At 72.2% G+C, this 26,401-nt stretch carries 27 protein-coding genes; 18 read left to right on the plus strand and 9 right to left on the minus strand.

Going from position 1 to position 26,401, the window contains the following annotated elements; all coding sequences use genetic code 11:
• The first annotated feature begins 135 nt into the window (after positions 1 to 135).
• The 9 genes from ACSU6L_RS31335 to ACSU6L_RS31375 all read left to right on the plus strand — a co-directional run bounded on the left by ACSU6L_RS31335 (position 136) and on the right by ACSU6L_RS31375 (position 7,516).
• On the plus strand, positions 136 to 738 hold the full coding sequence (locus ACSU6L_RS31335; RefSeq protein WP_437062224.1) for a riboflavin synthase: 603 nt from the start codon (positions 136 to 138) through the stop codon (positions 736 to 738).
• Entirely contained in the window at positions 735 to 1,376 is a 642-nt protein-coding gene (locus tag ACSU6L_RS31340; protein WP_073941876.1) for a nicotinamide mononucleotide transporter family protein, read from the plus strand. Before ACSU6L_RS31335 ends, ACSU6L_RS31340 begins: the two co-directional genes overlap by 4 nt.
• A complete protein-coding gene (locus tag ACSU6L_RS31345; protein WP_437062226.1) occupies positions 1,373 to 2,659 on the plus strand; it encodes a bifunctional 3,4-dihydroxy-2-butanone-4-phosphate synthase/GTP cyclohydrolase II in 1,287 nt (428 codons plus the stop codon). Before ACSU6L_RS31340 ends, ACSU6L_RS31345 begins: the two co-directional genes overlap by 4 nt.
• A gap of 35 nt (positions 2,660 to 2,694) precedes the next feature.
• On the plus strand, positions 2,695 to 3,180 hold the full coding sequence (gene ribH, locus ACSU6L_RS31350) for a 6,7-dimethyl-8-ribityllumazine synthase (RefSeq protein ID WP_030247057.1): 486 nt from the start codon (positions 2,695 to 2,697) through the stop codon (positions 3,178 to 3,180).
• Between the two features lie 34 nt (positions 3,181 to 3,214).
• Positions 3,215 to 3,487 carry a phosphoribosyl-ATP diphosphatase gene (locus ACSU6L_RS31355; RefSeq protein WP_023552153.1) on the plus strand — a complete coding sequence of 91 codons (273 nt, stop codon included), beginning with the start codon at positions 3,215 to 3,217 and terminating at the stop codon, positions 3,485 to 3,487.
• A 50-nt stretch (positions 3,488 to 3,537) separates the two neighbouring features.
• A complete protein-coding gene (gene hisG, locus ACSU6L_RS31360) occupies positions 3,538 to 4,386 on the plus strand; it encodes an ATP phosphoribosyltransferase (RefSeq protein ID WP_437062229.1) in 849 nt (282 codons plus the stop codon).
• 16 nt (positions 4,387 to 4,402) lie between these two features.
• Positions 4,403 to 4,855: a PH domain-containing protein gene (locus ACSU6L_RS31365; RefSeq protein ID WP_437062231.1), complete on the plus strand. Its 453-nt coding sequence runs from the start codon at positions 4,403 to 4,405 to the stop codon at positions 4,853 to 4,855.
• Positions 4,856 to 5,102: 247 nt separating this feature from the next.
• Entirely contained in the window at positions 5,103 to 6,434 is a 1,332-nt protein-coding gene (locus ACSU6L_RS31370; RefSeq protein ID WP_437062233.1) for a hemolysin family protein, read from the plus strand.
• The gene (locus ACSU6L_RS31375) at positions 6,431 to 7,516 is read left to right on the plus strand and encodes a hemolysin family protein (RefSeq protein ID WP_437062235.1); all 1,086 of its coding nucleotides are present in this window, start codon (positions 6,431 to 6,433) and stop codon (positions 7,514 to 7,516) included. The genes ACSU6L_RS31370 and ACSU6L_RS31375 overlap by 4 nt, the downstream gene beginning before the upstream one ends.
• A gap of 45 nt (positions 7,517 to 7,561) precedes the next feature.
• Here ACSU6L_RS31375 and ACSU6L_RS31380 read toward each other — a convergent pair whose 3' ends face one another.
• Entirely contained in the window at positions 7,562 to 9,427 is a 1,866-nt protein-coding gene (locus ACSU6L_RS31380; RefSeq protein WP_437062237.1) for an AAA family ATPase, read from the minus strand.
• A 425-nt stretch (positions 9,428 to 9,852) separates the two neighbouring features.
• Entirely contained in the window at positions 9,853 to 10,428 is a 576-nt protein-coding gene (locus ACSU6L_RS31385) for a uridine kinase family protein (protein ID WP_437062239.1), read from the minus strand.
• Between the two features lie 190 nt (positions 10,429 to 10,618).
• Between ACSU6L_RS31385 and ACSU6L_RS31390 the strand changes: the two genes are divergently transcribed.
• The 3 genes from ACSU6L_RS31390 (at position 10,619) to ACSU6L_RS31400 (ending at position 13,045) form a co-directional block, all read left to right on the plus strand.
• Entirely contained in the window at positions 10,619 to 11,989 is a 1,371-nt protein-coding gene (locus tag ACSU6L_RS31390; protein WP_437062241.1) for a peptidase C39 family protein, read from the plus strand.
• 159 nt (positions 11,990 to 12,148) lie between these two features.
• Positions 12,149 to 12,289 (plus strand): SCO1431 family membrane protein, encoded by a 141-nt coding sequence (locus ACSU6L_RS31395; RefSeq protein WP_107468662.1) that lies wholly within the window; start codon positions 12,149 to 12,151, stop codon positions 12,287 to 12,289.
• A 96-nt stretch (positions 12,290 to 12,385) separates the two neighbouring features.
• Positions 12,386 to 13,045 carry a TetR/AcrR family transcriptional regulator gene (locus tag ACSU6L_RS31400; protein WP_437062243.1) on the plus strand — a complete coding sequence of 220 codons (660 nt, stop codon included), beginning with the start codon at positions 12,386 to 12,388 and terminating at the stop codon, positions 13,043 to 13,045.
• Positions 13,046 to 13,098: 53 nt separating this feature from the next.
• Here ACSU6L_RS31400 and ACSU6L_RS31405 read toward each other — a convergent pair whose 3' ends face one another.
• Complete coding sequence (locus tag ACSU6L_RS31405; protein ID WP_437062245.1) at positions 13,099 to 14,337, minus strand: glycoside hydrolase family 18 protein; 1,239 nt, start codon at positions 14,335 to 14,337, stop codon at positions 13,099 to 13,101.
• A 330-nt stretch (positions 14,338 to 14,667) separates the two neighbouring features.
• On the opposite strand from ACSU6L_RS31405, the gene ACSU6L_RS31410 reads away from it, so the two are divergent.
• The gene (locus tag ACSU6L_RS31410; RefSeq protein ID WP_437062247.1) at positions 14,668 to 15,840 is read left to right on the plus strand and encodes an acyl-CoA dehydrogenase; all 1,173 of its coding nucleotides are present in this window, start codon (positions 14,668 to 14,670) and stop codon (positions 15,838 to 15,840) included.
• Here ACSU6L_RS31410 and ACSU6L_RS31415 read toward each other — a convergent pair.
• A complete protein-coding gene (locus ACSU6L_RS31415; RefSeq protein WP_437062249.1) occupies positions 15,803 to 16,096 on the minus strand; it encodes a hypothetical protein in 294 nt (97 codons plus the stop codon). The two genes, ACSU6L_RS31410 and ACSU6L_RS31415, sit on opposite strands and share 38 nt — an antisense overlap.
• Positions 16,097 to 16,297: 201 nt before the next feature.
• The gene (locus ACSU6L_RS31420) at positions 16,298 to 16,735 is read right to left on the minus strand and encodes a hypothetical protein (protein WP_365514692.1); all 438 of its coding nucleotides are present in this window, start codon (positions 16,733 to 16,735) and stop codon (positions 16,298 to 16,300) included.
• Positions 16,736 to 17,001: 266 nt separating this feature from the next.
• On the opposite strand from ACSU6L_RS31420, the gene ACSU6L_RS31425 reads away from it, so the two are divergent.
• From ACSU6L_RS31425 to fxsA, 4 genes are all read left to right on the plus strand, one after another.
• On the plus strand, positions 17,002 to 17,442 hold the full coding sequence (locus tag ACSU6L_RS31425) for an Lrp/AsnC family transcriptional regulator (protein ID WP_030677853.1): 441 nt from the start codon (positions 17,002 to 17,004) through the stop codon (positions 17,440 to 17,442).
• A 46-nt stretch (positions 17,443 to 17,488) separates the two neighbouring features.
• A complete protein-coding gene (locus tag ACSU6L_RS31430) occupies positions 17,489 to 19,090 on the plus strand; it encodes an amidohydrolase (RefSeq protein WP_437062252.1) in 1,602 nt (533 codons plus the stop codon).
• A gap of 563 nt (positions 19,091 to 19,653) precedes the next feature.
• On the plus strand, positions 19,654 to 20,463 hold the full coding sequence (locus ACSU6L_RS31435) for a polyprenol monophosphomannose synthase (protein ID WP_437062254.1): 810 nt from the start codon (positions 19,654 to 19,656) through the stop codon (positions 20,461 to 20,463).
• Positions 20,464 to 20,542: 79 nt separating this feature from the next.
• Positions 20,543 to 21,100 carry an FxsA family membrane protein gene (fxsA, locus tag ACSU6L_RS31440; RefSeq protein WP_437062256.1) on the plus strand — a complete coding sequence of 186 codons (558 nt, stop codon included), beginning with the start codon at positions 20,543 to 20,545 and terminating at the stop codon, positions 21,098 to 21,100.
• Between the two features lie 159 nt (positions 21,101 to 21,259).
• Here the strand turns inward: fxsA and ACSU6L_RS31445 are convergent, their stop codons facing one another.
• From ACSU6L_RS31445 to ACSU6L_RS31460, 4 genes are all read right to left on the minus strand, one after another.
• Positions 21,260 to 21,634 carry an RNA polymerase-binding protein RbpA gene (locus ACSU6L_RS31445; RefSeq protein ID WP_003977404.1) on the minus strand — a complete coding sequence of 125 codons (375 nt, stop codon included), beginning with the start codon at positions 21,632 to 21,634 and terminating at the stop codon, positions 21,260 to 21,262.
• Between the two features lie 278 nt (positions 21,635 to 21,912).
• The gene (locus ACSU6L_RS31450) at positions 21,913 to 23,265 is read right to left on the minus strand and encodes an MFS transporter (RefSeq protein WP_437062258.1); all 1,353 of its coding nucleotides are present in this window, start codon (positions 23,263 to 23,265) and stop codon (positions 21,913 to 21,915) included.
• 64 nt (positions 23,266 to 23,329) lie between these two features.
• Positions 23,330 to 24,097 (minus strand): glycerophosphodiester phosphodiesterase, encoded by a 768-nt coding sequence (locus tag ACSU6L_RS31455; RefSeq protein WP_437062260.1) that lies wholly within the window; start codon positions 24,095 to 24,097, stop codon positions 23,330 to 23,332.
• A complete protein-coding gene (locus ACSU6L_RS31460; RefSeq protein ID WP_437062262.1) occupies positions 24,094 to 24,786 on the minus strand; it encodes a YczE/YyaS/YitT family protein in 693 nt (230 codons plus the stop codon). Before ACSU6L_RS31460 ends, ACSU6L_RS31455 begins: the two co-directional genes overlap by 4 nt.
• Positions 24,787 to 24,850: 64 nt before the next feature.
• Between ACSU6L_RS31460 and ACSU6L_RS31465 the strand changes: the two genes are divergently transcribed.
• Positions 24,851 to 26,356 (plus strand): PLP-dependent aminotransferase family protein, encoded by a 1,506-nt coding sequence (locus ACSU6L_RS31465; RefSeq protein WP_437062264.1) that lies wholly within the window; start codon positions 24,851 to 24,853, stop codon positions 26,354 to 26,356.
• Positions 26,357 to 26,401: the final 45 nt, after the last annotated feature.

Here is a 26,401-nt window from a genome sequence, read left to right on the forward strand (position 1 = left end):
CGTGCGCGCCGCCGTATTGGCTCGTCCCTTTCGGGACGGGTTCTGTCGGCGTCGCTCCCGGTGTCGTCGCCCGTACTTTCTGTCGTCATCGACAGCCCCGGAGTCCGTGCCCGAAGAGGCAGGAGGACCCGGGAAGTGTTCACCGGAATCGTCGAAGAGCTGGGCGAGGTCACCGCCGTCGAGAACCTCGACGACGCCTGTCGCTTCCGCCTGCGCGGCCCCGTCGTCACCGAGGGCGCCAAGCACGGCGACTCCATCGCCGTCAACGGCGTCTGCCTCACGGTCGTCGACCACGAGGGCGACGAGTTCACCGCCGACGTCATGGCCGAGACCCTGAAGCGCTCCAGCCTGGGCGTCCTCACCGTCGGCTCCCGCGTCAACCTGGAACGGCCCACCGCCGTCGGCGCCCGCCTCGGCGGCCACATCGTGCAGGGCCACGTCGACGGCACGGGCACGGTCCTCGAACGCACCCCCTCCGAGAACTGGGAGATCGTGAAGATCTCCCTCCCCGCCGACCTCGCCCGCTACGTCGTCGAGAAGGGCTCCATCACCGTCGACGGCATCAGCCTCACCGTCGTCGAGGCCGGCCCGGACTACTTCACCGTCAGCCTCATCCCGACCACCCTCGCCCTGACCACACTCGGCCACAAGCAGCCCGGCGACCCGGTCAACCTCGAGGTGGACGTGATCGCCAAGTACGTCGAGCGCCTGCTCGGCACCCGGGGGGCCGACCGGTGAACTGGCTCAACTCCGAGGCGTTCACCCTCTTCGGCCAGCACATCATCTGGTCCGACATGGTGGGCAACATCCTCGGCCTCATCACCCTCGCCCTCGGCTGGCGGCGCTCCCTGTGGACCTGGCCGGTGCAGTTCCTCTCCGGCCTCGTCCTCTTCGGCGCCTTCTTCGGCCACCTGACCGGCAGCGCCGGCAAGCAGGCCGTCGTCATGGCCGTCGCGCTGTACGGCTGGTGGCAGTGGAGCCGCGGGCGCAGCCGGACCGAGGACGGCCGCGTCTCCGTACGGTTCGCCACCTGGCGCGAGCGCGGCGCGATGGCGGCCGCCGCCGCCCTCGGCACCGTCGCGGTCGCCCTGCTCTTCACGGCCTACCCCAGCCTGTCCTGGGACCCCTGGCCGGACGCCTACATCTTCGTCGGCACCATCGTCGCCATGTACGCGCAGGCGCGCGGCATGGTCGAGTTCTGGTTCGCCTGGCTGCTCGTCGACCTGGTCGGCGTTCCCCTCAACTTCGCCAACGGCTACGCCTTCTCCGGCTTCGTCTACGTCATCTACGGCGCACTCGTCCTGTGGGGCATGCGCGACTGGTGGCGGCGTTCCCGCCGGGCCGGGCAGCCCGTCCTGGAAGGAGCCCCGGCATGACCACGGCACCCCTGCTGTACAGCACCGACGGCATCGAGGACTACGCCCTCGACCCGATCGAACAGGCCATCGCCGACATCGCGGCCGGCCGCCCGGTCGTGGTCGTCGACGACGAGGACCGCGAGAACGAGGGCGACCTCGTCATCGCCGCCGAGAAGGCCACCCCCGAGATCGTCGCCTTCATGATGAGCGAGTGCCGCGGTCTGATCTGCGCCCCCATGGAGGGCGACGAACTGGACCGGCTCCAGCTCCCGCAGATGGTCGCGGACAACACCGAGTCGATGAAGACCGCGTTCACCATCTCCGTCGACGCCTCCGGCGCGCACGGCGTGACCACCGGCATCTCCGCATCCGACCGCGCCACCACCCTCCAGCTGCTCGCGAGCGGTGCCGCCCAGGCCGACGACTTCGTCCGCCCGGGCCACATCTTCCCGCTGCGCGCCAAGCCCGGCGGCGTGCTCGCGCGCAACGGCCACACCGAGGCCGCCGTCGACCTCGCCCGGCTCGCGGGCCTGCGCCCGGCCGGCGCCATCGTCGAGATCGCCGGCGAGGACGGCAGCATGCTCCGGCTGCCCGAACTGATCCCGTTCGCCCGCAAGCACGGCCTGACGATCATCTCCATCGAGGACCTGATCGCCTACCGCCGCAGCGCCGAGCCCACCGTCCGCCGCGAGGCCGAGGTCCACCTGCCCACCCGGCACGGCACCTTCACGGCGTACGGCTACCGCTCCACCGTCGACGGCGTCGAGCACGTCGCCCTCGTCCACGGCGAGCTGGGCGACGGCGAGGACGTCCTGGTCCGCATGCACTCCGAATGCCTCACGGGCGACGTCTTCCACTCCCTGCGCTGCGACTGCGGCCCCCAGCTGGAGGCCTCCCTGGAGCGCATCCAGGCCGCCGGCCGGGGCGTGGTCGTCTACCTGCGCGGACACGAGGGGCGCGGCATCGGCCTGCTGTCCAAGCTGCGCGCCTACGAACTCCAGGAACGCGGCCACGACACCCTCGACGCCAACCTGGAGCTGGGCCTGCCCGCCGACGCCCGCGACTACGGGGCCGGCGCCCAGATCCTCGAGGACCTCGGCGTGCGCAGCGTCCGTCTGATGACCAACAACCCCGAGAAGGCCGACGCGCTCGTCCGGCACGGCATCGAGGTCACCGAGCGCGAGCCGATGCCCGTGACCGCCGGCGAGCACAACCTCCGCTACCTGCGCACCAAGCGGGACCGGATGGGTCACGACCTGCCCTGGCTGGACGCCCCCGCGTCCACCTGCGGCAACCAGTAGAACGAACCCGAACGACACCGAGGAGAGGCGAGAACGTGAGCGGCAAGGGCGCACCGGAGCTGTCCGTACGCAATGTGGGTGACCTGCGGGTCGCCGTCATCGCGGCGCAGTGGCACGAGAAGGTGATGGACGGACTGGTGGACGGCGCGCTGCGCGCCCTGCACGACCTGGGCATCGACGAGCCGACCCTGCTGCGGGTCCCCGGCAGCTGGGAGCTCCCGGTCGTCGCCAAGGTGCTCGCCGGCCGCGGCTACGACGCGATCGTCGCCCTCGGCGTCGTCATCCGCGGTGGCACCCCGCACTTCGACTACGTGTGCCAGGGCGTCACCCAGGGCCTCACCCAGGTCTCCGTCGACACCGGTGTCCCCGTCGGCTTCGGCGTGCTCACCTGCGACACCGAGGAGCAGGCCCTGGACCGGGCCGGGCTGGAGGGTTCCAACGAGGACAAGGGACACGAGGCGGTGACCGCGGCGGTCGCCACGGCGGCGACCCTGCGTTCAGTATCTGAACCCTGGCGCTGAGGGGTGCCGGTCAGCGCGTAGGGTTAGGACCACCATGTCCAAGAAGACGTTCGAGGAGCTCTTCACCGAGCTCCAGCAGAAGGCCGCCCACGGCGACCCCGCCACTTCCCGCACCGCAGAGCTGGTCGGCAAGGGCGTCCATGCCATCGGCAAGAAGGTCGTCGAGGAGGCCGCCGAGGTCTGGATGGCCGCCGAGTACGAGGGCAAGGAGGCGGCCGCCGAGGAGATCTCGCAGCTGCTGTACCACGTCCAGGTGATGATGGTCGCCCGGGGGATCTCCCTCGACGACGTCTACGCCCACCTGTAAGCACATCCCGCACAGTCCCCGCCACACACCACGCAAAGGAAGCCGACCTCATGCTGCGCATCGCCGTTCCCAACAAGGGTTCACTCTCCGGCCCTGCGGCGGAGATGCTGCATGAGGCCGGCTACCAGCAGCGACGCGAGTCCAAGGAACTGCGGATCGTCGACCCGGAGAACGAGGTCGAGTTCTTCTACCTCCGCCCCCGCGACATCGCGATCTACGTCTCCTCCGGCCGCCTCGACATCGGCATCACCGGCCGCGACCTGCTGATCGACTCCGGCGCCAGCGCCGAGGAGATCCTTCCGCTCGGCTTCGCCCGCTCCACCTTCCGCTACGCCACCAAGCCGGGCACGGCGACCGGCGTCGCGGACCTCGGCGGCATGACGGTCGCCACCTCCTACGAGGGGATCGTCGCCAAGCACCTCGCCGACAACGGCATCGACGCCTCGGTCGTCCACCTCGACGGTGCCGTCGAGACCGCGATCGAACTCGGTGTGGCCGAGGTCATCGCGGACGTCGTCGAGACCGGCACCTCGCTGCGCAACGCCGGCCTGGAGGTCATCGGCGAGCCGATCATGAAGTCCGAGGCCGTCGTCGTCCGCCGGGTCGGCGCCGACGCCGAGGAGGAGAAGGTGCAGCAGTTCCTGCGCCGCCTCCAGGGCGTCCTGGTCGCCCGCACCTACGTGATGATGGACTACGACTGCCGCGTCGAGCAGCTGGAGAAGGCCGTCGCCCTCACCCCGGGCCTGGAGTCGCCCACCATCTCGCCGCTGCACAACGAGGGCTGGGTCGCCGTCCGCGCGATGGTGCCCGCCAAGGACGCGCAGCGGATCATGGACGACCTGTACTCCATCGGGGCGCGGGCCATCCTGACGACCGCCATCCACGCCTGCCGGCTCTGAGAAGGGGCTGCGCACGATGTCGGAACCGGCACCCCTGCCCGATCTGCCCGTCACCTTCCGGCCGACCCGCACCCGGGCCGTCCTGCTCACCGCGGCCGCCGCGATCTTCGTGACCGTGTCGCTGGTCGCACTGCTCCTGGACCGGCTCAGCCCGGCCGAGAAGCTGAGCTTCGTCTTCACCGCCGCCCTGCTGGCCTGGGTGCTGCTGCGACTGGCACGCCCCAAGGTCGTCGCCGAGGAGTCCGGTGTGACGGTCGTCAACTTCGGCAGTGTCCGCCGTCTGGAGTGGGCCGAGATCGTCCAGGTGAACCTGCGGGTCGGCGACCCCTGGGTGTTCCTCGACCTCAGCGACGGCACCAGCCTGCCCGCCATCGGCATCCAGCCGGGTATCGCCAAGGAGCAGGCCATCGCCCAGACCCGCACCCTGAGGGCCCTGGTGGAGGCCCGTACCGGGGAACATCGGGGCTGACTCGGGGACGGTTCGGGGGTGCTCACCCTGCCGCACGGGCCCCGGTCTTGATTAATCTGTGGGGCGGAGGTGTTTTCCGATGAGCCTCCGCCCCTGTCGTGCCGCCCGGCGCACAGGGGCTCCTGCTACCCGAGGAGTGACCCTCTCCGGCGATGGACGGATCGTCCTGTAGTACCTGCGCCGCCCCCTGCCGACATAGCGCGGACCGACTCAACGAGGTCCGCGTCCGTGCGGAGGCGGCGGCATCATGACCACCCCCCTGCTGCTCCTCGCAGCCGCGTTCCTGCTGATCCTCGCCAACGGCTTCTTCGTCGCGGCCGAGTTCGGCCTGGTGACGGTCGAGCGCCCGGAGGCCGAGAAGGCCGCCGCCGAGGGCGACCGACAGGCCCTTCGGGTCGTCGCCTCCCTCAAGGAGCTGTCCTTCCAGCTCTCCGGCACCCAGCTCGGCATCACCATCACCTCCCTGGTCGTCGGCATGCTCGCCGAACCCGCCCTCGCCCGGCTGCTCGACGGCCCGCTCACGGCCGTCGGCATCCCCGAGGCCGCGGTGTCCGGCGTGGCCGTGGTCGTCGGCATGCTGCTGGCCTCCGCCGTGCAGATGGTGGTCGGCGAGCTGGTGCCCAAGAACTGGGCGGTGTCCCGCCCGATGCAGGTCGCGCGCTTCGTCGCCGGCCCGCAGCACGCCTTCGCCCGCCTGTTCCGCCCGGTGATCGCCGGGCTCAACGGCGTCGCCAACCGCCTCGTCCGCGCCATCGGCTTCGAACCCGCCGAGGAGCTGGCCTCCGCCCGCACCCCGGGCGAGCTGGTCTCGCTGGCCCGGCACTCGGCGCGGGCCGGCGCCCTGGAACAGGACACCGCGGACCTCTTCGTCCGCACCCTGTCGCTGGGCGAGCTGACCGCGCAGCATGTGATGACCCCGCGCGTGAAGGTCAGCGCGCTCCAGTCGTCGGCGACCGCCGAGGACGTGGTCAACCTGACCCGGGCCACCGGCCTGTCCCGCTTCCCCGTCTACCGGGAGCGGATCGACGAGGTCGTCGGCATGGTCCACCTCAAGGACGCGCTCGCGGTCCCCGCCCACGAGCGGCTGCGCACCCCCGTGTCGCGGATCGCCCGGCCGGCCCTCCTCGTGCCCGAGACCCTGCCCGTCCGGCCGTTGCTGGCCCGGCTGCGCAGCGAGCAGCCGATCGCGGTCGTCGTCGACGAGTACGGCGGCACGGCCGGCGTCGTCACCCTGGAGGACATCGTCGAGGAGATCGTCGGCGAGGTCCGCGACGAGCACGACGACGTGCTCGACGCCGTACCCGAACTCGCCCCCGCCCCGCCCGAGGACGGCAGGCCCGCCTGGGACGTCGACGGCAGCTGCCGGGTCGACACCCTGGCCCGGATAGGCCTGGACGTGCCCGAAGGACCGTACGAGACGGTCGCCGGACTCGTCGCCGACCTGCTCGGCCGGATCCCGGCCGTCGGCGACCGCGCGGAACTGCCCGGCTGGCGGCTCGCCGTCCGCCAGGTCGGCCACTACCGCGCGGAGCGGGTCCGCCTGGTGCGCACGGCCCCCGTCATGGAGGCCGTCCGATGAGCGTCCTGCAACTGCTGTTCGCGGCGCTGCTCGTGCTCGCCAACGGCTTCTTCGTCGGTGCCGAGTTCGCGCTGGTCTCGGTGCGCCGCAGCCAGATCGAACCGCTCGGCACCGCCCGCGCCCGCCAGGTGCTGTACGGCCTGGAGCGGCTGCCGCAGATGATGGCGGCCGCCCAGTTCGGCATCACCGTCTGCTCGCTGACGCTGGGCGCGGTCGCCGAGCCGACGGTGGCGCATCTGCTGGAGCCGGTCTTCGAGTGGATCCATCTGCCGCACGCGATGATCCACCCGCTGGGCTACGTCATCGCCCTGGCCACCGTCGTGTTCTTCCACCTCGTCATCGGCGAGATGGTCCCGAAGAACCTGGCGATGGCCGCGCCGGAGAAGGCCGCGCTGTGGCTCAGCCCCGGACTGGTCGCCTTCGCCCGGGTGTGCCGCCCGATCACCGCGGCCCTCGGCGCCTGCGCCCAGGGCGTGCTGCGGCTCTTCCGGGTCGAGCCCAAGGACGAGGTGGAGGCCGTCTTCACCAGCGAACAGCTCAACCGGCTGGTGGAGGACTCCGGCCAGGCCGGACTGCTCGACCCCGAGGAGGCCGAACGCCTGGAGGACGCCCTGGAACTGGGCTCCCGCCCGGTGACGGACGTCCTGCTGAAGCGGGAGTCGCTGGTGACGGTGCCCCCGTCGGTCACACCGGGACAGATCGTCGAGCTGACCGCGCGGACCGGGTACTCCCGCTTCCCCGTGGCCACGGACGGCGGCGCCTTCATGGGCTATCTGCACGTGAAGGACGTCCTCGACCTGGAGGACTCCGACCGCGCGGTGCCGCAGCAGCTGTGGCGCCCGATGACGACCCTCCGCCCCGAGCTGCCCCTCGACGACGCGCTGACGGTGATGCGCCGCGCCGCCACCCACCTCGCCCAGGTGGCCGACGCCTCCGGCCGGGTGCTGGGGCTGGTGGCGCTGGAGGACGTGCTGGAACTGCTGGTCGGCGAGGTGCGGGACCCGGCGCACCGGGAGACCCCGCCGCCCTCCGTGTCCGAGCCCCGCTCGGGTGAGGAGGTCGAGCAAGCGCTGGCGAGCTGACCCGCCCCGGCGAGCCGAGCCGCCCGGGCCGGTCCGCGGGGTCCGTCACATGGCTGACGGATCCTGCGGGCCCCGGCCCGACAGCACCTCCCCGTAGGCCTGCATCAGATCCGGCAGCCGCAGGGTTGCCAGGTCGTCCCGGGACAGCGTCCCCGGGTACGTCGACAGCCGCAGATCGCGGTAGGCGCAGCTCTTCTCGTACAGCGTCCGCAGGAACCGCCCGTTGCCCAGCTCGTCGATCCAGCCCTGGTCGACGACGTGCCCGGCGATCGACCGCAGCTCGTCCAGCGACTCCTCGTCCCACGCGTCGCCGTTCTCCGCGGCCAGCACCTCGCCGATCGCGGTGAGCTCCAGCGGCCGGTACGAGGGGAAGTCGACCCGCGTCGTGAAACGCGAGGACAGGCCGGGGTTGGCGGCCAGCAGCCGGTCCATGCCCTCGGGGTAGCCGGCCAGGATCACCACCAGATGGTCGCGGTTGTCCTCCGCCCGCTTCAGCAGCACCTGGAGCGCCTCGTCGCCGTAGGCGTCGCCCTTGCCGTAGCCGGAGTTGGACAGCGAGTACGCCTCGTCCACGAAGAGCACCCCGCCGAGCGCGGAGTCGATCAGTTCGTTGGCCTTCACGGCCGTCTGGCCCAGATACTCGCCGACCAGGTCGGCCCGCTGCGCCTCCACCAGATGGTCGCCGCCGAGCAGGCCGAGCGCGTAGAAGACCCGGCCCAGGATGCGGGCCACCGTGGTCTTGCCGGTGCCGGACGGGCCGGAGAACACGAAGTGCCGCTTCGGCGGCTGCACCGGCAGGCCCTGACCGGCCCGCAGCCGCGCCATGTTCAGCTGGGCGGACAACGCCTTGACCTGCCGTTTGACCGGTTCCAGGCCCACCATGCGCTCCAGCTCGGCGAGCGCCTCCTCGAGTAATCCCGGGTCGGTGGGGCCGGCGGGCAGCGGCTGCGACGACAGAGTCGCCTTCTCCCGTACCGCCGGGTCGCTCTCCGACGGCAGCGGACCGGCGGGCGGCAGGCCGGGCTCGGTCAGCTTCAGGTTGCGGTCCTCGATGCCGAAGAGCGGGTCCAGTCCCTCCGCGCCGTCGACGTAGTCGGACCCCGGGCCGGTGAGGGGGAGCGAGGCGAGGTCGGTGCTGTCGTCGTACCCGTCCCCCTCGGCGATCGCCGCGAGCCGCGCGGAGGTGTCCATGAAGGCGGGGTCCACGCGGTGCACCGCCCGGTACAGGGGGAGCGCCGCCGCCGAGCGGCCGGTGCCCTCGTGCGCCCGCGCCAGCCAGTACCGCAGCTCCTTGCGCTGCGGCTGCTCGCTGCGGCAGCGCATCAGCGCGGCCGACAGCAGCGGCTCGGCCTGGCCGTACATCTCCAGGCGGACCCGGGCCATGCCGCCGAACAGGCCGGCCTCGATCCCGAGCAGCGGATCGTCGAGCAGCGGGTCGGTGTGCCGGACCAGCTGCTCCCAGTCCTTGACCAGATAGGCCCGGCAGGCGTGCAGAAAACGGACCTGGGCGTCGGCGTCGACCGGGGGCAGCCCGGCGAGGGCCCGGTCCAGCTCCGGGACGTGGCGGCCGTCCAGCCAGTGCGAGGCGTGCGCGAGCAGCAGATCGCGGGGGCTCTCCAGCACGGGCTGGACCCACCAGCCCAGCCAGTACCAGGAGTTGAGGGTGCGGCGGTGCCGGGCGCGCTGCTCGCCGAAGCGGTCACGGTGCCGGAACATCCGCAGCAGCGCGGTCGTGGTGTCGACGCGCAGCGCGTGCAGCCCGAGCCAGCCGTCGGCCATCCCGGGGTCCAGCCGTACCGCGGTCCGGAACTCCTCCTCCGCCTGCGGATAGGCGCCCATGGTGTACGCGTCCACGCCTCGCAGCCAGGCGAGGTCGGCCGGGGCCTCGGGGCCCTGCGTGCCGAAGTCCATCACGTCCCCCCACAAACCGTGCCCCCGCTGGTCGAACCGCTGTGCAGCGGACCGGAGTTGCGACATTGGGCATCGTACCCGCGGGTCGGGTGCCCGCCGTAGGGTGCCGCAGGGACGTTCGGCGAGGTCGGGCGCAGAGGGGGCGCACACCCGCATGGTGACCGAGGGTGAGCGAATCGGAGGCCGGGAGCGCCGGAAAACGTGAAGCGGACAGAACGAAGCCCCCGATCACGGGGGAACAATCGGGGGCTTCGCGTCACTGGGCGGCTCCGTTTGGCCGCACATTGAGAACGTAAGTCCTGTACGGGCCCCGGGTCAAGCGGAGTTGAGGCAGTCGGCCGAGTTCGCACGCACGGGTCTTCACAGGTTCACCACATCGGAGACGATCCATCACGGAGCGTCACGCACTGGTCTCCGGAGGACCGTCACACAGGCCCCGGAAGCACCTCGTATCCCCCTTTCACCTGCCGTACCAACAGGTCGGCGTACGGCCGCGAAGGGTCGTCGGCGAAATGCCGCCGCTCCGCCAAAACCCACCCGTCCCAGAACTCCCGCTGCTCCTCCCCGTCCCGGGAGCGACCCCGCGTCCAGGAGTCCTCGGCGGGCAGCTCCATCCACAGCAGTCGCGCCAGATGCGGGCGCAGCGCGCGGCGGCCCGCTCCGACGCCCTCCAAGAGGACCACCGGCGCCGACGGCAGCGGACGCGGTGCGCCGAACCGGCGGGCACGCCAGTCATAGGGGGAGTAGTACGCGGTCGCGCCGCTGCGGAGCGGCTCGATCACCTGCTCCAGCAGCCGGCCGGTCCACGCGAACAGCTCCTCGTGGCTGGCGATGTCGTCCAGATGCAGCACCGGCGCCCCGCCGAGCGCGGCGGCCAGCTCGCCCGCGAAGGTCGACTTCCCGGAGCCCGCGTGCCCGTCGACCCCGACGAGCCGGACGGGGCCGCAGGACGGGGGGAGGCGGCGGAGCGTACGGGCGAGGCCATTCAGGGGATGCGACACGTGCCCATCATCCCGTGTGCCCCGGACCGCCAGTGGTCCCGACCAATATTGGTGGGCGTGGCATGCCCCGAAGTGCTGGCAGGGCGGTCCACCCCCGTCCATAGTTGGCGGACACCATCAGTTGGCGAACACCATCGCACACCGTCGTGCAAGGACCTGCCCGTCTCGCACCCCTGGGAGTCAAGCGCCCATGAGCAGAGCCGAACAGCCGTCCCGCAGAACCCTCCTGGCCGCGGCGGTCGCCGCCGCGGTCACCGGCAGCGCGGGAACGGCAGTGGCCGCCGGAACCGCCACCACGGCCGGCACCGCGACCGCCGCCGGAGCCCCGGCCCGGCCCATCGACAACCGAGCCTGGACCACGTACACCGACTGGCGCTCCGGCGGCGCCAAGGGCACCCGGGCCGTCGCGGGCGCCCGGCCCGGCCTCGCGATCGCCGCCCCCCTCGGCACCCTCGACTACACGGACCCGCACACCGGCGAGACCTCCCGCTGGGAGTACGCGACCTGGACCTCGCCCGTACACCGGCTCGCCGTCCCCGCCACCGAGGTGATCCCCTCCTGGAACGCGAAGACCCCCGAGGGCACCTGGATCCAGATCGAGCTGAAGGGCACCTACTCCGACGGCACCGACACCCCCTGGTACGTCATGGGCCGCTGGGCGGCCGGCGACCAGGACATCCGGCGGACCTCCGTCGACGACCAGGGCGACGGCAAGAGCAGCGTCTGGACGGACACCTTCGCCGTCGACGACCCGGCGTCCGGGCTGCGCCTGGAGTCGTACCGGCTGCGGCTGACCCTGTACCGGCGGCCGGGCACCCGGCTCACCCCCACCGTGTGGCGCCTCGGCGCGATGGGCTCCGACATTCCCGACCGCTTCACGGTCCCCGCCACCACGGCGGGCCTCGCCCAGGAGCTGGCGGTACCGCGCTACTCCCAGGAGACCCACGTCGGCCAGTACCCCGAGTACGACAACGGCGGCGAGGCCTGGTGCAGCCCCACCTCCTCGCAGATGATCATCGAGTACTGGGGCGGCCGGCTCACCGACGAGCAGCTGTCCTGGGTCGACCCCTCCTTCGCCGACCCCCAGGTCTGCCACGCCGCCCGGTACACCTACGACTATCAGTACGCGGGCTGCGGCAACTGGCCGTTCAACGCCGCCTACGCGGCCACCTTCAAGGACCTCCAGGGCGTGGTCACCAGACTCGGCTCCCTGACGGAACTGGAGCAGCTGATCGCGGCGGGCATCCCGGCCATAACGTCCCAGTCCTTCCTGAAGGAGGAGCTGACCGGCGCGGGTTACGGCACCTCCGGCCATCTGATGACGGTGATCGGCTTCACCGCCGAGGGTGACGTGATCGCCAACGACCCGGCCTCGCCGAGCAACGAGGCCGTACGGCGGGTCTACCGGCGGCGCGAGTGGGAGAACATCTGGCTGAGGACCAAGCGGTACAACGCCTCCGGCAAGGTCGTCTCCGGCACCGGCGGCGTCTGCTACCTCTACTTCCCGGCCCGGCCGACCCCGCGGCAGCGGGCGGCGCTGGCGGCGGTCGGGGTGCGCTGACCCCCGGGCGCCGGGTTCCGGGCCTGACCGGCGCTGTGAGCAACGTCTCCGCCGCAAACGGCGCGGGCGGTGGCAAGGTGGACAGATCGGTGGGCGACGCCCCGGCGTGTCCACTGTGTGCACCGTGTCCACCGCCCGTACGAGACCAGTGAGAAGCACATGACCGCCACTTCCCTCATCGCCGCCCGCGTCCGTACCGGCGGCCCCCAGGACGACGGCCCGCAGATCGTCGAACATGTCATGGGCTGGGTCCTCGTGGCCGTCGTGGCGATGCTCGTCACCCGGCTCGGCCTGCTGTGACCGGTTGCACAGCCGCACTGTGACCTGACACATAGGGCTACGACCCGACCTGACATACTGCGGATGTCCCGCCGCCCGTTGGAATCAGGGTCGAAAGTGAACATCAGCGAACAACGTGACGCCGTCCGTCCCCGGCCGCGCGGAACCGAGCGCTCCGTCGCACGCCGCGCGGAACTCATCGCCATCGGGCGGAAGTTGTTCGCCGACACGTCCTACGACGCGCTGTCGATGGACGACATCGCCCGGCAGGCGCATGTCGCCAAGGGGCTGATCTACTACTACTTCCATTCCAAGCGCGGCTATTACCTGGCCATCGTCCAGGACTCCGTCGCCGACCTGGTCACCTTCGCGGCCGGCGGCCTGGAACTGCCCGCGCGTGAGCGGGTGGAGCGCACCGTCGACGGCTATCTGCGCTACGCCGAGCACAACCAGGCCGCGTACCGCACCATCGTCAGCGGCGGCGTCGGCTTCGACACCGAGGTGCAGGCCATCCGGGACGGCGTGCGCGAGGCGATCGTCACGACCGTCGCCGAAGGGGCCTACGGGCAACGGGAGATCACTCCGCTGGCGCGGATGGGACTGCTCGGCTGGGTCTGCGGTGTCGAGGGCACCACCCTCGACTGGATCGACCGCCCCGGGCTGCCCCGGGACCTGATGCGTGAGCTGCTGGTGAAGTCGCTGGGCGGTGCCATGCGCGCCATCGAGGAGCTGGACCCGGCCTTCCCGGCGCCGCGACCCGCCCGCCGGGAGGCATGAGCGAGGGCGGAGACCGGTGACCGGCCTCCGCCCCAAGTGACCGCGTCCCAAGATCAGTTGATGGCCTTGATCAGCTCACCGCTCGCCGTGTCGCCGCTCAGCTCCCAGAAGAAGGTGCCGCCGAGGCCCTGCTGGTTCTTGTAGTTCATCTTCGTCGCGATGGTCGCCGGGGTGTCGTAACTCCACCAGTTGCTGCCGCACTTGGCGTACGCGGTGCCGCCCACCGTGCCGGTCGCCGGGCACTTGGTCTTCAGCACCTTGTAGTCGTCGATGCCCTGCTCGTACGTGCCCGCCGCCGGGCCGGTCGCGGTGCCGCCGGGCGCGGACTGGGTGACGCCGGTCCAGCCGCGGCCGTAGAAGCCGATGCCGAGCAGCAGCTTCGAGGCGGGGATGCCGAGGCCCTTCAGCTTGGCGATGGTCGCCGAGGTGTGGTTCGCCGCGATCGGGATGCCGGAGTACGAGGTCAGCGGCGAGTGCGGGGCGGTCGGGCCGGTGGCGTCCCAGGCGCCGAAGTAGTCGTACGTCATCGGGTTGTACCAGTTCACGTACTGCGCCGCGCCCGCGTAGTCCGCCGCGTCGATCTTGCCGCCGGAGGTCGCGTCGGCGGGGATCGCCGCGGTGACCAGGTTGCCGGAGCCGAACTTGGCCCGGACCGCCTGCATCAGGTTCTTGTACGCCGTCCGGCCGCTGGTGTCGCAGGAGGCGCCGCAGGCGTTCGGGTACTCCCAGTCGATGTCGATGCCGTCGAAGACGTCCGCCCACTTGGAGTTCTCGACCAGGTCGTAACAGGACTGCGCGAACGCGGCCGGGTTCCTCGCCGCCTCACCGAAGCCGCCGGACCAGGTCCAACCGCCGAACGACCACAGGACCTTGAGGTTCGGGTGCTTCTTCTTCAGCTCGCGCAGCTGGTTGAAGTTGCCGCGCAGCGGCTGGTCCCAGGTGTCGGCCACGCCGTCGACGGACTCGGCGGCGGTGTAGGTGCGGTCGGTGGCCGCGTAGGCGTCGCCCATCACACACTTGCCGCCGACCACGTTGCCGAAGGCGTAGTTGATGTGGGTGAGCTTGGCGGCGGAGCCGGAGGTCTCGATGTTCTTGACCAGGTACTTGCGGTCGTAGGTGCCCCATTCGGTGAAGTAGCCGACGACCTTGGAGCCGGCGGCGGCCTCCGCCTCGGGGGCGGCGGTGGCGGTGCTCGCACCGGCGCCGGCGAGCAGTCCGGCGCCGAGGACGGCCGCGCAGGCGGCGGCCACGGCGGCCCGGAAGCGGCCGCGGGGGCGGTGGGGAGTTCGCATCAGGTGTCTCCTCGTGGGGGAGAGGGGAACGGCGCGCTCATTGGCATGAACGCGATAACGCGTGCGGTGATCCGACACCGTAGGAGGACTAGACCAGTAGGTCAATGGTGCGGACCAATTTCCGCGCTTTCCGAATTCTTGAAGTGAGCGGTCGTTAACCGGTGACGGAGGGCCCCGGATCGGGCATACTCACTGCGCACAGCCGCTGGTCAGCGGCTTCCGTGACCCGGAAGCCCGCCCCCTCGGCTGGGCCTCAGAGAGACCGGCGGAGCCGCCCCAACCCACGGCGGCCGTCCGCCGATGTGCCCGAAACGGGAGGAGAGCGTCGCCATGCCCGACCGCGCCCCGCAGCCGGTGGACCGACAACTGCCCACGGACGAGGCCCGGGACCTGATCTCGCTCGTCCGCGACATAGCGCAGCGCGAGATCGCGCCCAAGGCGGCCGAGGAGGAGGACGCCGGCCGCTTCCCGCGCGAGATCTTCACCCTCCTGTCCGAGGCGGGCCTGCTGGGGCTGCCCTACGACCCGGAGTACGGCGGCGGGGAGCAGCCCTACGAGGTCTACCTCCAGGTCCTGGAGGAGCTGGCCACGGCCCGCCTCACCGTCGGCCTCGGCGTCAGCGTGCACACCCTCGCCTCCCACGCCCTCGCCACCTACGGCACCAAGGAGCAGCAGGTCGAGCACCTGCCCACGATGCTCGGCGGCGGCCTGCTCGGCGCCTACTGCCTCTCCGAGCCGGCCTCCGGCTCCGACGCGGCCTCGCTGCGCACCAAGGCCGTCCGCGACGGCGACGACTGGGTGATCAGCGGCACCAAGGCCTGGATCACCCACGGCGGCGTCGCCGACTTCTACACCGTGATGGCCCGCACCGGCGAGGACGGTCCGCGCGGGATCACCGCCTTCCTGGTGCCCGGCGACGCCGAGGGGCTGAGTGCCGCGGCGCCGGAGAAGAAGATGGGCATGAAGGGCTCGCCCACCGCCCAGGTCCACTTCGACGGGGTGCGGGTCGGCGACGACCGGCGCGTCGGCGAGGAGGGCCAGGGCTTCGCGATCGCCCTGTCCGCCCTCGACTCCGGGCGGCTCGGCATAGCGGCCTGCGCGATCGGCGTCGCACAGGCGGCCCTGGACGCGGCGGTGGAGTACGCACTCGGACGGCGGCAGTTCGGCCGGCCGATCGCCGACTTCCAGGGGCTGCGCTTCATGCTCGCCGACATGGCCACGCAGATCGAGGCCGGCCGCGCCCTCTACCTCGCGGCGGCCCGGCTGAAGGACGCGGGGCGGCCGTTCGCCAAGCAGGCGGCCATGGCCAAGCTGCACTGCACCGACACGGCGATGAAGGTCACCACGGACGCGGTCCAGATCCTCGGCGGGTACGGCTACACCGCGGACTTCCCCGTCGAGCGCCATATGCGCGAGGCCAAGGTGCTCCAGATCGTCGAGGGCACCAACCAGATCCAGCGGATGGTCATCGCCCGTCACGTCGCCGGTCCGGAGACCCGCTGAACTGACCCGGCCTGACCACGGGCGCCACCAGCCGGACCCACTCCGGGTCGTGGCGCCCCGGCAGGGTGCGGCCGCGGTTGGCCCAGGTCCGCAACAGGTCGGCGTAGATCGGCGGGTCCTGGAAGCCGCTCGAGACGAAGCCGCTCGGTGCGACGTCGCTCGGCACGAACCCGCTGGAGACGAACCCACTGGGGGCGAACCCGCTCGGGACGAGCAGCGGCCGCTGTCGCCCGGTGGTGGAGTACGTGGGGGTCATGCCTGGGCAACGCCACGCGGGCCGGGCAGGTCACCGGTGCGTGGAATCGGGCGTGCGTTTCACGGGCGCTCGCGGAGACCGCACGCCGGGCGTACGGTCACGGGCGCCCGGGCGGCCCGGGGGCGCGTCCCGGCATGCCGGAGCGCGCCACGGCAGTCCTGTGCCGTGGCACGGTCCGGTGAGAAGAGGCGGGCCGGAGGCTCAGGCGGCGTGGCGGCGCATCGCCGGCACGCGCATCGGGCGCGAACCCGGGCCGCCGACGTGCGAGAACGGCTGCGTCCGCCAGTCGAGCCCCTGGGGCAGCGTCAGCAGCAGGGCGGTGTCCTGCTCCTGCGGCTCGAAGGACTCGTCCGCTGGCCGGGCGTCGGAGGCCCGGCGACCGGTACCCGCACAGACCGTGAGGCCGAACGGGTTCCACGGCGAGGCGCACAGCGCGTGCTCCGGCAGGACCTCCTCGTCCGCCAGGAGGGCGATGGGCTGCGCGCAGTCCGGGCAGATCACCCGGTACATCTCGAAGGTGTCGTAGGCGTCGAGTTCCTCGGCGTCGTAGGCGTCGGGTTCGACACCCTCCGGCTCGGGTTCGACGACCGGCTGCTGCCGCTTGGGCGCGGTACGACCAGGGCGCTTAAGACTCTGCATGGGATTCTCCCCCTCGGGCTGGGCCGTTCGGGCACTGCGGCCTCGACCACAGCAAGCACTTCCCAACGGGATTCCGGGGTAATCACGAGAACATCACGGAGACGGCTCGAACCTTGTGGCGTTCGTCACATGCCGTTCGCAGGTGCCCGCGTGGCAGTCCCGTCGCCCGGACGGCCGACGGACCGCTCCCGCTCACATCACGAACCGGGCATGACCTGGGCCGCTCGCTATCCGAGGGGATCAACCGCACTGTAGGTTCTTGCGCCATGGAGGAGCTGGACCGACAGATCGTGCAGCTGCTCGTCAAGGACGGGCGGATGAGCTACACCGACCTGGGCAAGGCCACGGGCCTGTCCACGTCGGCCGTGCACCAACGGGTGCGCCGGCTGGAGCAGCGTGGCGTCATCCGCGGGTACGCCGCGGTCGTCGACCCCGAGGCGGTCGGGCTGCCCATGACCGCCTTCATCTCGGTGAAACCGTTCGACCCCAGTGCCCCCGACGACATCGCCGAGCGGCTCGCGGGCGTCCCCGAGATCGAGGCCTGCCACAGCGTCGCGGGCGACGAGAACTACATCCTCAAGGTCCGGGTGGCCACCCCGCACGAACTGGAGGAGCTGCTGGCCCGGCTGCGCTCCCTCGCCGGGGTCTCCACGCGCACCACGGTCGTCCTGTCGACGCCGTACGAGGCACGGCCTCCGCGTATCTGAGCCACCTGGGTGCGGGGCGGCGCACGCGGGGCGCGAGACTGTTCCCATGAGTGAGCGCACCGCCCCGCCGAAGACCGTCCTCCTCCGCCGCGGAGAGGTCCACAGTCCCGCCGACCCCTTCGCGACCGCCATGGTCGTCGAGCACGGCCAGGTCGCCTGGGTCGGCTCCGAGGGCGCGGCCGACGCGTTCGCGGACGGTGTGGACGAGGTGATCGACCTCGACGGCGCCCTCGTCACCCCCGCGTTCACCGACGCGCACATCCACGCCACGGCGACCGGACTGGCCCTCACCGGCCTCGACCTGTCCGCCGCGCGGGACCTCGAACAGGCCCTCGGCCTGGTCCGGGAGTTCGCCGCCGCCCGCCCGCACGACCGGGTGCTGCTCGGCCACGGCTGGGACGCCGCCCGCTGGCCCGGCGGCCGCCCGCCGACCCGCGCGGAGCTCGACGAGGCGACCGGGGGACGCCCGCTCTACCTCTCGCGGATCGACGTCCACTCGGCGGTCGTCAGCACCGCACTGCTCGACATGACCCCGCAGCTCGGCCCGGTCGACGGCCCGCTCACCGCCGACGCCCACCACGCGGTGCGCGCCGCCGCCCTCGCCGCCGTCACCCCGCGGCAGCGCACCGAGGCCCAGCGTGCCGCGCTCGCGCACGCCGCCTCCCTCGGCATCGGCTCGGTCCACGAGTGCGGCGGGCCCGAGATCTCCTCCGAGGACGACTTCACCGGCCTGCTCCGCCTCGCCGCCGACGAGCCCGGGCCGCGCGTCGTCGGCTACTGGGCCGAGCGTGACGTCGACAAGGCCCGCGAGCTGGGCGCGGCCGGCGCCGCCGGCGACCTCTTCGTCGACGGCGCCCTCGGCTCCCACACCGCCTGCCTGCACGAGCCGTACGCCGACGCCGGCCACACCGGCACCGCCTACCTGGACGCCGCGGACGTCGCCGCCCATGTCGTCGCCTGCACCGAGGCAGGCGTCCAGGCCGGCTTCCACGCCATCGGCGACGCCGCCGTCACCGCCGTCGTCGAGGGCGTGCGCGCCGCCGCCGACAAGGTCGGCCTCGCCCGCGTCCGGGCCGCCCGGCACCGCGTCGAGCACGCCGAGATGCTGACCCCCGAGACCGTCGCCGCCTTCGCCGAGCTCGGCCTCACCGCCTCCGTCCAGCCCGCCTTCGACGCCCTGTGGGGCGGCGAGGACGGCATGTACGCCCAGCGGCTCGGCGCCGACCGCGCCCGCGCCCTGAACCCGTTCGCGGCCCTGCTGCGCGCCGGGGTCCCGCTCGCCCTCGGCTCCGACAGCCCGGTCACCCCGCTCGACCCGTGGGGCACGGTCCGCGCCGCCGCCTTCCACCGCACCCCCGAGCACCGGGTCTCCGTACGGGCCGCCTTCACCGCCCACACGCGCGGCGGCTGGCGGGCGATCGGCCGCGACGACGCGGGCGTCCTGGTGCCGGGCGCGCCCGCGGACTACGCCGTGTGGCGCACCGGCGAGCTCGTCGTCCAGGCCCCCGACGACCGGGTCGCCCGCTGGTCCACCGACCCGCGCTCCGGCACCCCCGGCCTGCCCGACCTCACCCCCGGCACCGACCTGCCCGTCTGCCTGCGCACGGTGGTGGGCGGACGGACCGTGTTCGTACGGCCGGGCGAGTGATCTACGGGGTCCGCGCGGGGGCGCGGGCGGCCCGGCGCACGGTCGCGCGACCTGCGCTTCCGCCCCGCCCACCAGCGGGTTCGGCACAAAAGCACAGGTCAGACGGCTGTTGACAGGCGGCGGCCCGGCACCGGTAGGTTCGGCCGGGTCCACCACCGGACACCCCGACCGGGGAACGTTCGCACACTCGTCGCGGCGCCGCTGGGTCAGGGATGGTGTACCGCACCGGGGCACCGTCACTGGGAGCCAGGCTCAGCGTCGGCACCGCGCCGAGGGAGCGTTCCGGCCGGCCGGGAAGGTGTGACCCGGGTGGGGCCCGGCCGCTCAGTAGACAACGGCTTTCGGTCGATCCGCAGCCAGCGGGTCCCAGGTCGGCCCGAAGGGCGCCGGGCCCCCATCCGCCGCACCACCGCGCCGCCGCGCGACCGGGGCGCCGGGGTGGTCAAAACAGTGCATCTGCCCCGCTCACGTGGAACGGCCGCCGCCATAGGAACGTCCTGTCACGTCAGCGCAGGCCGCGGCCACTAAGGTGGAGCTCTGCGTACGGACATGAAGGGGCAGCAGTGAACGACGGCGACGGCACCCGCGCGGCAGAGGCCCAGGGGAGACGCTTCGGCCCGCTCGGCACGGCCTTGGTGATCATTCCGACCTACAACGAGGCGGAGAACATCAAGACGATCGTCGGCCGGGTGCGCGAGGCGGTCCCCGAGGCGCACGTCCTGGTCGCCGACGACAACAGCCCCGACGGCACCGGCAAGCTCGCCGACGAGCTCGCCGCGTCCGACGATCACGTCCAGGTGCTGCACCGCAAGGGCAAGGAAGGGCTCGGCGCCGCCTACCTCGCGGGCTTCCGCTGGGGCATGGAGCACGGTTACGGCGTGCTCATCGAGATGGACGCCGACGGGTCCCACCAGCCCGAGGAACTGCCCCGGCTGCTCACCGCGCTCAAGGGCGCCGACCTGGTGCTCGGCTCCCGCTGGGTGCCGGGCGGCCGGGTGGTGAACTGGCCCAAGTCCCGCGAGTTCATCTCCCGCGGCGGCAGCCTCTACTCGCGGCTGGCCCTGGACCTGCCGCTGCGCGACATCACCGGCGGCTACCGCGCGTTCCGCGTGGAGACCCTGCAAGGCCTGGGCCTGGACGAGGTCGCCTCCCAGGGCTACTGCTTCCAGGTCGACCTCGCCCGCCGCGCCATCAAGGCCGGCTACCACGTGGTCGAGGTCCCGATCACCTTCGTCGAACGCGAACTGGGCGACTCCAAGATGAGCCGCGACATCCTCGTCGAGGCGCTGTGGCGGGTCACCACCTGGGGCGTGGGGGAGCGGGTCGGCAAGCTGCTGGGCAGCCGCGGCGAGGGGCCTGCGAAGCAGCCGTGACGGGCCGCCGCCGCCAGCCCGGCCGGGACCGGCCGGGCCCCTTATCCCGTGCTGAGCCGGGCGCAGGCACACTGGACCCATGACGACTGGCGCTTCGACCCCTTCTCCTGCCACCACCCGGCCCCGGCGCTCCCGGCTGCGCACCATGCTGCCGCTCGCCGTCGCGGCGTGGCTGGTGCTGGAGATCTGGCTGCTGACCGTGGTCGCCGACGCGGCGGGCGGGTTCACCGTGTTCCTGCTGCTCGTCGCCGGATTCGTGCTCGGCGCGGCGGTCATCAAGCGGGCGGGCCGGCGTGCCTTCCAGAACCTGAACGAGGCGCTGCAGCGTGGGACCGCGCCCTCAAGCGGGGGCGGCAGCGGCCTGATGATGCTGGGCGGCCTGCTGCTGATACTCCCCGGCATGATCTCGGACGTCGCCGGTCTGCTGCTGCTCGTACCGCCGCTCCAGAAGGCCCTCGGCCGGTACGCGGAGCGCACGGTGGACCGCAGGCTGCGCCGGGCCGCCCCCGGAAGCCTGGGCGACGCCTTCCAGCAGGCCCGGATGCACCGCCCGGACGGCAAGGTCGTCCAGGGCGAGGTCATCCGCGACGAGCCCGCGGACGCGCCGCGCGAACAGTACCCGCCGCTGAACCGCTGAATCAGTGAACCGCTGAGCCGGGCCGCTGCGCCGGGCCGCCGGGCATCGCGCCCGGAGGAGAGCAGGGACACAAACGACCGCGGGCGCCGTACGTGACTTCCACGTACGGCGCCCGCGGTCATGTGCGTGCGCTGGATACCGGGCCAGGCCCCGCGGGGACTAGGCCGACTTGCGGCTGTCCCGGGGATGAACGGCGATGTTCATCGCGCCGGAACGCAGCACGGCGAGCCGCTCCTCGAGGACCTCTTCGAGCTCCTCACGGGTGCGGCGCTCCATCAGCATGTCCCAATGCGTTCGCGCCGGCTTGGCCTTCTTCTCCTCCGGGCCGTCGCCATCCACGAGGAGTGCCTGGGCCCCGCAGACCTTGCACTCCCACTCCGGCGGGATCTCCGCCTCGACCGAGAAGGGCATCTCGAACCGGTGCCCCTTCTCGCATGCGTACTCCACGGCCTGGCGCGGGGCCAGGTCGATGCCGCGGTCCGTCTCGTAGCTGGTCACCACGAGGCGCGTGCCGCGAAGAGCTCGCTCACTCATGAATCGTGCCTCCCGGGCTTGTCGCCCACAGGACAGGTGTCGCTGTCGTCGTCATCCGGTCAACGTCCGGTCGGCGGTAAAGATTCCCGTTCGGAGTCCCGTTCCGGGTCATGCGTCGCCGTCGTAGCCGCAGCCTTGTCAACCAGTGCAGTACCCACAGGCGCCCGGTTTGTCACATCTGATAGGAGATGTCACCCAGCGTTTCGGCATCTTTGACGCGCAGTAACGGTACGCCTGGCAGGCCAAACGCGTACACTACAGCCCTTTCGCGCCGAGTGCTAAATCTTTTCGGGGACCGGGTTGCCCGCCTCCTGGATCGCCCGCCGTACCGGTACCCGTGCGAGCAGCAGGAAACCCAGCACGAAGAAGCCCACCAGCGAGATGATCGCGTCCCGGTAGCTTCCGGTCAGCTGGTACGTCAGGCCGAACAGCAGCGGTCCCAGCCAGCTCATCCCGCGGTCGCTCAGCTCGTACGCCGCGAAGTACTCGGCCTCCTTGCCGGGCGGGACCAGATGCGAGAACAGGGACCGGGACAGCGCCTGGCTGCCGCCGAGCACCAGTCCGATCCCGGCCGCCAGCGCGAAGAACCACACCGGTTCCCCGGCGGGCAGGAAGTAGCCCGTGGCGAGAATCACCGTCCACGCCACCAGCGAACCGAGGATGGTGAGCCGGGCGCCGTGGCGCCGGGCCAGCCGCCCCAGCGCCAGTGCGCCCGCCACCGCCAGCACCTGGACCAGCAGCACGGCCCCGATCAGCGTCGACTGGCCGAGTCCCAGCTCCTCGGAGCCGTAGACGGAGGCCTGGGAGATCACGGTCTGGATGCCGTCGTTGTAGACCAGGTACGCCAGCAGGAAGGCGAGCGTGAGCGGGTGGCGGCGCATGTCCCGCAGGGTCGCCATGAGCTGCCGGCGGCCGGGGACGGCCGCCCCCGGCTCCACGGCCGGGCGGTCCCGCAGCCGGCGCAGCGGGATCAGCGCGAAGCCGCCCCACCACAGCCCGGCCGAGGCCAGGCAGATCCGGACGGCCTCGCCCTCGGACAGGCCGAAGGAGTCGTGCGCCAGGTACAGGACCAGATTGCCGACCAGGACCAGGGCCCCGGCCGCGTATCCGAAGGCCCAGCCGCGCGAGGACACCGCGTCCCGTTCCTCGGGCGGCGCGATCTGCGGCAGATAGGAGTTGCAGAGCATCATCGCCACCGACTGGGCCGCGTTCGCCACCACCAGCAGCGCCCCGCCCAGCAGATAGCGGTCGCCGGAGAGGAAGAACATGGCGGCCGTCGCCGCGGCGCCCGTGTACGCGGCGGCGCCCAGCAGGTGCTTCTTGCGGCCGGTGCGGTCGGCGGCGGCGCCCACCAGCGGCATCACCAGGATGGCCACGATCACCGACAGCGACACCGCGTACGCGAAGAAGGACCCGGCGCGCACCGGGACGCCCAGCGGATGGACGAACCCGTCAGAGTCCGCCGCCGCCTCGGCGACCGACGTCAGATACGGGCCCAGGAACACGGTGAGCACGCTCGTCGAGTAGACGGAGCACGCCCAGTCGTAGAAGTACCAGCCGCGCTGCTCGCGCCGGCGCGCGGCGGACTCGTCGCCGTCCTTCGCGCCCGTCCGCACGGTGTCGGTGCCCACCCGTGCCCTCGCTTCCCCGTGCAGGTGCCGCGCGTGGGGCCGGGACGTCCGCCGGTCCGGGGCGTCAGGCCCAGACGCCGCGGTCCGCCATGACCTCGCGCAGTGTGTCGATGTGATCGGTCATGATGCCATCGACCCCCAGGTCCAGGAGCCGGTGCATCCGTTCCGGTTCGTTGATCGTCCACACGTGCACCTGGAGCCCGAGCGCGTGCGCGGTGCGCACGAAGCGGTGGTCCACCACCTGGATGCCGGACTGCGACTCCGGCACCTGCGCGGCGACGGCCGAGCGGCGCAGCGCGGCGGGCACGCCCCAGGAGCGCAGCCGCAGATTGAGCACGCCCCTGGTGCCGTACGAGGTCGCCAGGCGCGGTCCGGCCAGGCGCTGGGCGCGCACCACGCGGGCCTCGGAGAAGGAGCCGACGCAGATCCGGTCCCAGGCGTCCGTGCGGGCGACCAGGTTGAGGAACGGGTGGAGCGCGGACTCCGCCTTGAGGTCGACGTTCCAGCGAACCTCGGGGAACGTCTCCAGCAGCTCCTCGAAAAGCGGCACGGGTTCGCTGCCGCCCACCCGGGCGTGCCGTACCTCCGCCCAGGGCAGGTCCGCGATCCGGCCGGCGCCGTCGGTGACCCGGTCCAGCGTGTCGTCGTGGAACGCCACGAGTTTGCCGTCCCGCGTGGCGTGTACATCGGTCTCGATGTACCGGTAGCCCGTCTCGACCGCGCGCCGGAACTGCCGCACGGTGTTCTCCAGCCCGTCGGCCGCCCCGCCCCGGTGGGCGAACGGGATGGGACCGGGGTGGTCGAGATAGGGATGGCGGATGCGCGTGCTCACCGACGAAGTATCGCTCGCCGCGGTTGCCCGCCGGCAACGACCGTGCTGCCGTCGGATGCCGACGGGACGGCGAACACGCGCAGGAAGAGCTGGGCGAGCGGGCCGATCGAGAGCGCGTACAGCAGTGTGCCGACACCGATCGTGCCGCCCAGCGCGAAGCCGGTGACGACGACCGCCACCTCGACGGCCGTGCGCATCAGCCGGATCGAGCGGCCGGTGCGCCGGTGCAGTCCGGTCATCAGCCCGTCGCGCGGCCCCGGCCCGAAGCGCGCGGCGATGTAGAGGCCGGTGGCGACGCCGTTGAGGAGGATGCCCGCCAGCATCAGGGGGACCCGTACGGGGAGGGTGTCGGCCTCGGGGACGACGGCGAGGGCGCCGTCCATGGCGATGCCGACCACGAAGACATTGGAGACGGTGCCGAGGCCGGGGCACTGGCGCAGCGGGATCCACAGCAGGAGCACCGCGGCGCCGACGACGATCGACACCACGCCGATCGTCAGACCGGTGCGCTCGGCCAGGCCCTGGTGGAGCACGTTCCACGGCTCCAGCCCGAGTCCCGACTCCACCAGGAGGGCGGAGCTCGCGCCGTACAGCGCGAGACCGAGGTACAGCTGGACCAGCCGGCGTATGAGATGGCCCTGAGTGGACAAGACGTTCCCCCCCTGATTGGTGATGGTGGACTGGCTCATGACACTCTGTGGCTTGGGATGAAAGACCATCCATGGCCAATTCGGGGAAGGTGGACTGGTAACCATGGCGCAGTGGACCTCGGCGGTGGGTGCCGCACAGCTTGCCCGGCTGCTCAAGTCCCAGCAAGACCGCCCGGCCGGCCCCGGCAGCCGGCGTCCGCCCGCCTACCGGGCGCTCGCCGACGGCATCCGGCTGCTGGTCCTCGAAGGCCGCGTGCCGGTCGCCGCCCGGCTGCCCGCCGAGCGTGAACTGGCCCTCGCGCTGTCCGTGAGCCGTACGACGGTCGCGGCCGCCTACGAGGCGCTGCGCGGCGAGGGCTTCCTGGAGTCCCGGCGCGGCGCAGGCAGCTGGACCGCCGTACCGGCCGGGAACCCGCTGCCCGCGCGGGGCCTGGAACCGCTGCCGCCCGAGGCGCTGGGCTCGATGATCGACCTCGGCTGCGCGGCGCTCCCCGCCCCAGAGCCGTGGCTCACCCGCGCGGTGCGGGGCGCTCTGGAGGACCTGCCCCCGTACGCGCACACGCACGGCGACTATCCGGCCGGGCTGCCCGCGCTGCGCGCGATGATCGCCGAGCGCTACACCGCGCGGGGCATCTCCACGATGCCCGAGCAGATCATGGTGACGACCGGTGCGATGGGCGCCATCGACGCGATCTGTCATCTCTTCGCGGGACGGGGCGAGCGGATCGCCGTGGAGTCGCCCTCGTACGCCAACATCCTCCAGCTGATGCGGGAGGCCGGCGCCCGGCTGGTGCCCGTCGCGATGGCCGAGGGGCTGACGGGCTGGGACATGGACCGCTGGCGGCAGGTGCTGCGGGACGCCGCGCCCCGGATCGCCTACGTCGTCGCCGACTTCCACAACCCCACCGGCGCGCTCGCCGACGAGCACCAGCGGCGGCGGCTGGTGGAGGCGGCCCGGTCGGCCGGGACCGTGCTGGTCGCCGACGAGACGATGAGCGAGCTGTGGCTCGACGAGGACATGCAGGGCGCGATGCCGCCGCCGGTGTGCTCCTTCGACCCCGCCGGGTCCACGGTGATCACGGTCGGGTCGGCCAGCAAGGCCTTCTGGGCCGGGATGCGCATCGGCTGGGTGCGGGCGGCACCGGACGTGATCCGCAGCCTGGTCGCCGCGCGGGCCTACGCCGACCTGGGCACACCGGTGCTGGAGCAGCTGGCGGTGCACTGGCTGTTCAGCACCGGGGGCTGGCAGCAGGCCGTCGAGCTGCGGCGGGGGCAGGCCCGGGAGAACCGGGACGCGCTGGTCGCCGCGGTGCGGCGGGAGCTGCCGGAGTGGGAGTTCGAGGTGCCCAAGGGCGGTCTGACCCTGTGGGTGCGCGCCGGCGGGCTGTCCGGGTCGCGGCTCGCCGAGGCGGGGGAGCGGGTCGGGGTGCGGGTGCCGTCCGGGCCGCGCTTCGGTGTCGACGGGGCGTTCGAGGGGTATGTGCGGCTCCCGTTCACCGTGGGCGGCGCGGTGGCGGAGGAGGCCGCGGTGCGGCTGGCCGCGGCGGCCCGGCTGGTGGAGAGCGGGGGGACGGTGGGCGCGGAGGCGCCGCGGACCTTCGTCGCGTGACCCGAAGAGGCGGGCCCGCCGGTGCGGACCCGCCTCTTCGCATGC

This window comes from Streptomyces sp. enrichment culture (assembly GCF_964272855.1).
In the GTDB taxonomy this organism is placed as follows: domain Bacteria; phylum Actinomycetota; class Actinomycetes; order Streptomycetales; family Streptomycetaceae; genus Streptomyces.

Bases quoted from the DNA above. Each gene is read 5' to 3' on its own strand.
- ACSU6L_RS31370 (WP_437062233.1), top strand. From the start codon at position 5,103: ATGACCACCCCCCTGCTGCTCCTCGCAGCCGCGTTCCTGCTGATCCTC.
- ACSU6L_RS31390 (WP_437062241.1), top strand. From the start codon at position 10,619: ATGAGCAGAGCCGAACAGCCGTCCCGCAGAACCCTCCTGGCCGCGGCG.
- ACSU6L_RS31375 (WP_437062235.1), top strand. From the start codon at position 6,431: ATGAGCGTCCTGCAACTGCTGTTCGCGGCGCTGCTCGTGCTCGCCAAC.
- ACSU6L_RS31465 (WP_437062264.1), top strand. From the start codon at position 24,851: ATGGCGCAGTGGACCTCGGCGGTGGGTGCCGCACAGCTTGCCCGGCTG.
- hisG (WP_437062229.1), top strand. From the start codon at position 3,538: ATGCTGCGCATCGCCGTTCCCAACAAGGGTTCACTCTCCGGCCCTGCG.
- ACSU6L_RS31365 (WP_437062231.1), top strand. From the start codon at position 4,403: ATGTCGGAACCGGCACCCCTGCCCGATCTGCCCGTCACCTTCCGGCCG.
- ACSU6L_RS31345 (WP_437062226.1), top strand. From the start codon at position 1,373: ATGACCACGGCACCCCTGCTGTACAGCACCGACGGCATCGAGGACTAC.
- ACSU6L_RS31420 (WP_365514692.1), bottom strand. From the start codon at position 16,735: ATGCAGAGTCTTAAGCGCCCTGGTCGTACCGCGCCCAAGCGGCAGCAG.
- ACSU6L_RS31445 (WP_003977404.1), bottom strand. From the start codon at position 21,634: ATGAGTGAGCGAGCTCTTCGCGGCACGCGCCTCGTGGTGACCAGCTAC.
- ACSU6L_RS31430 (WP_437062252.1), top strand. From the start codon at position 17,489: ATGAGTGAGCGCACCGCCCCGCCGAAGACCGTCCTCCTCCGCCGCGGA.
- ACSU6L_RS31355 (WP_023552153.1), top strand. From the start codon at position 3,215: ATGTCCAAGAAGACGTTCGAGGAGCTCTTCACCGAGCTCCAGCAGAAG.
- ACSU6L_RS31410 (WP_437062247.1), top strand. From the start codon at position 14,668: ATGCCCGACCGCGCCCCGCAGCCGGTGGACCGACAACTGCCCACGGAC.
- ACSU6L_RS31395 (WP_107468662.1), top strand. From the start codon at position 12,149: ATGACCGCCACTTCCCTCATCGCCGCCCGCGTCCGTACCGGCGGCCCC.
- ACSU6L_RS31425 (WP_030677853.1), top strand. From the start codon at position 17,002: ATGGAGGAGCTGGACCGACAGATCGTGCAGCTGCTCGTCAAGGACGGG.
- fxsA (WP_437062256.1), top strand. From the start codon at position 20,543: ATGACGACTGGCGCTTCGACCCCTTCTCCTGCCACCACCCGGCCCCGG.
- ACSU6L_RS31380 (WP_437062237.1), bottom strand. From the start codon at position 9,427: ATGGACTTCGGCACGCAGGGCCCCGAGGCCCCGGCCGACCTCGCCTGG.
- ACSU6L_RS31460 (WP_437062262.1), bottom strand. From the start codon at position 24,786: ATGAGCCAGTCCACCATCACCAATCAGGGGGGGAACGTCTTGTCCACT.
- ACSU6L_RS31405 (WP_437062245.1), bottom strand. From the start codon at position 14,337: ATGCGAACTCCCCACCGCCCCCGCGGCCGCTTCCGGGCCGCCGTGGCC.
- ACSU6L_RS31415 (WP_437062249.1), bottom strand. From the start codon at position 16,096: ATGACCCCCACGTACTCCACCACCGGGCGACAGCGGCCGCTGCTCGTC.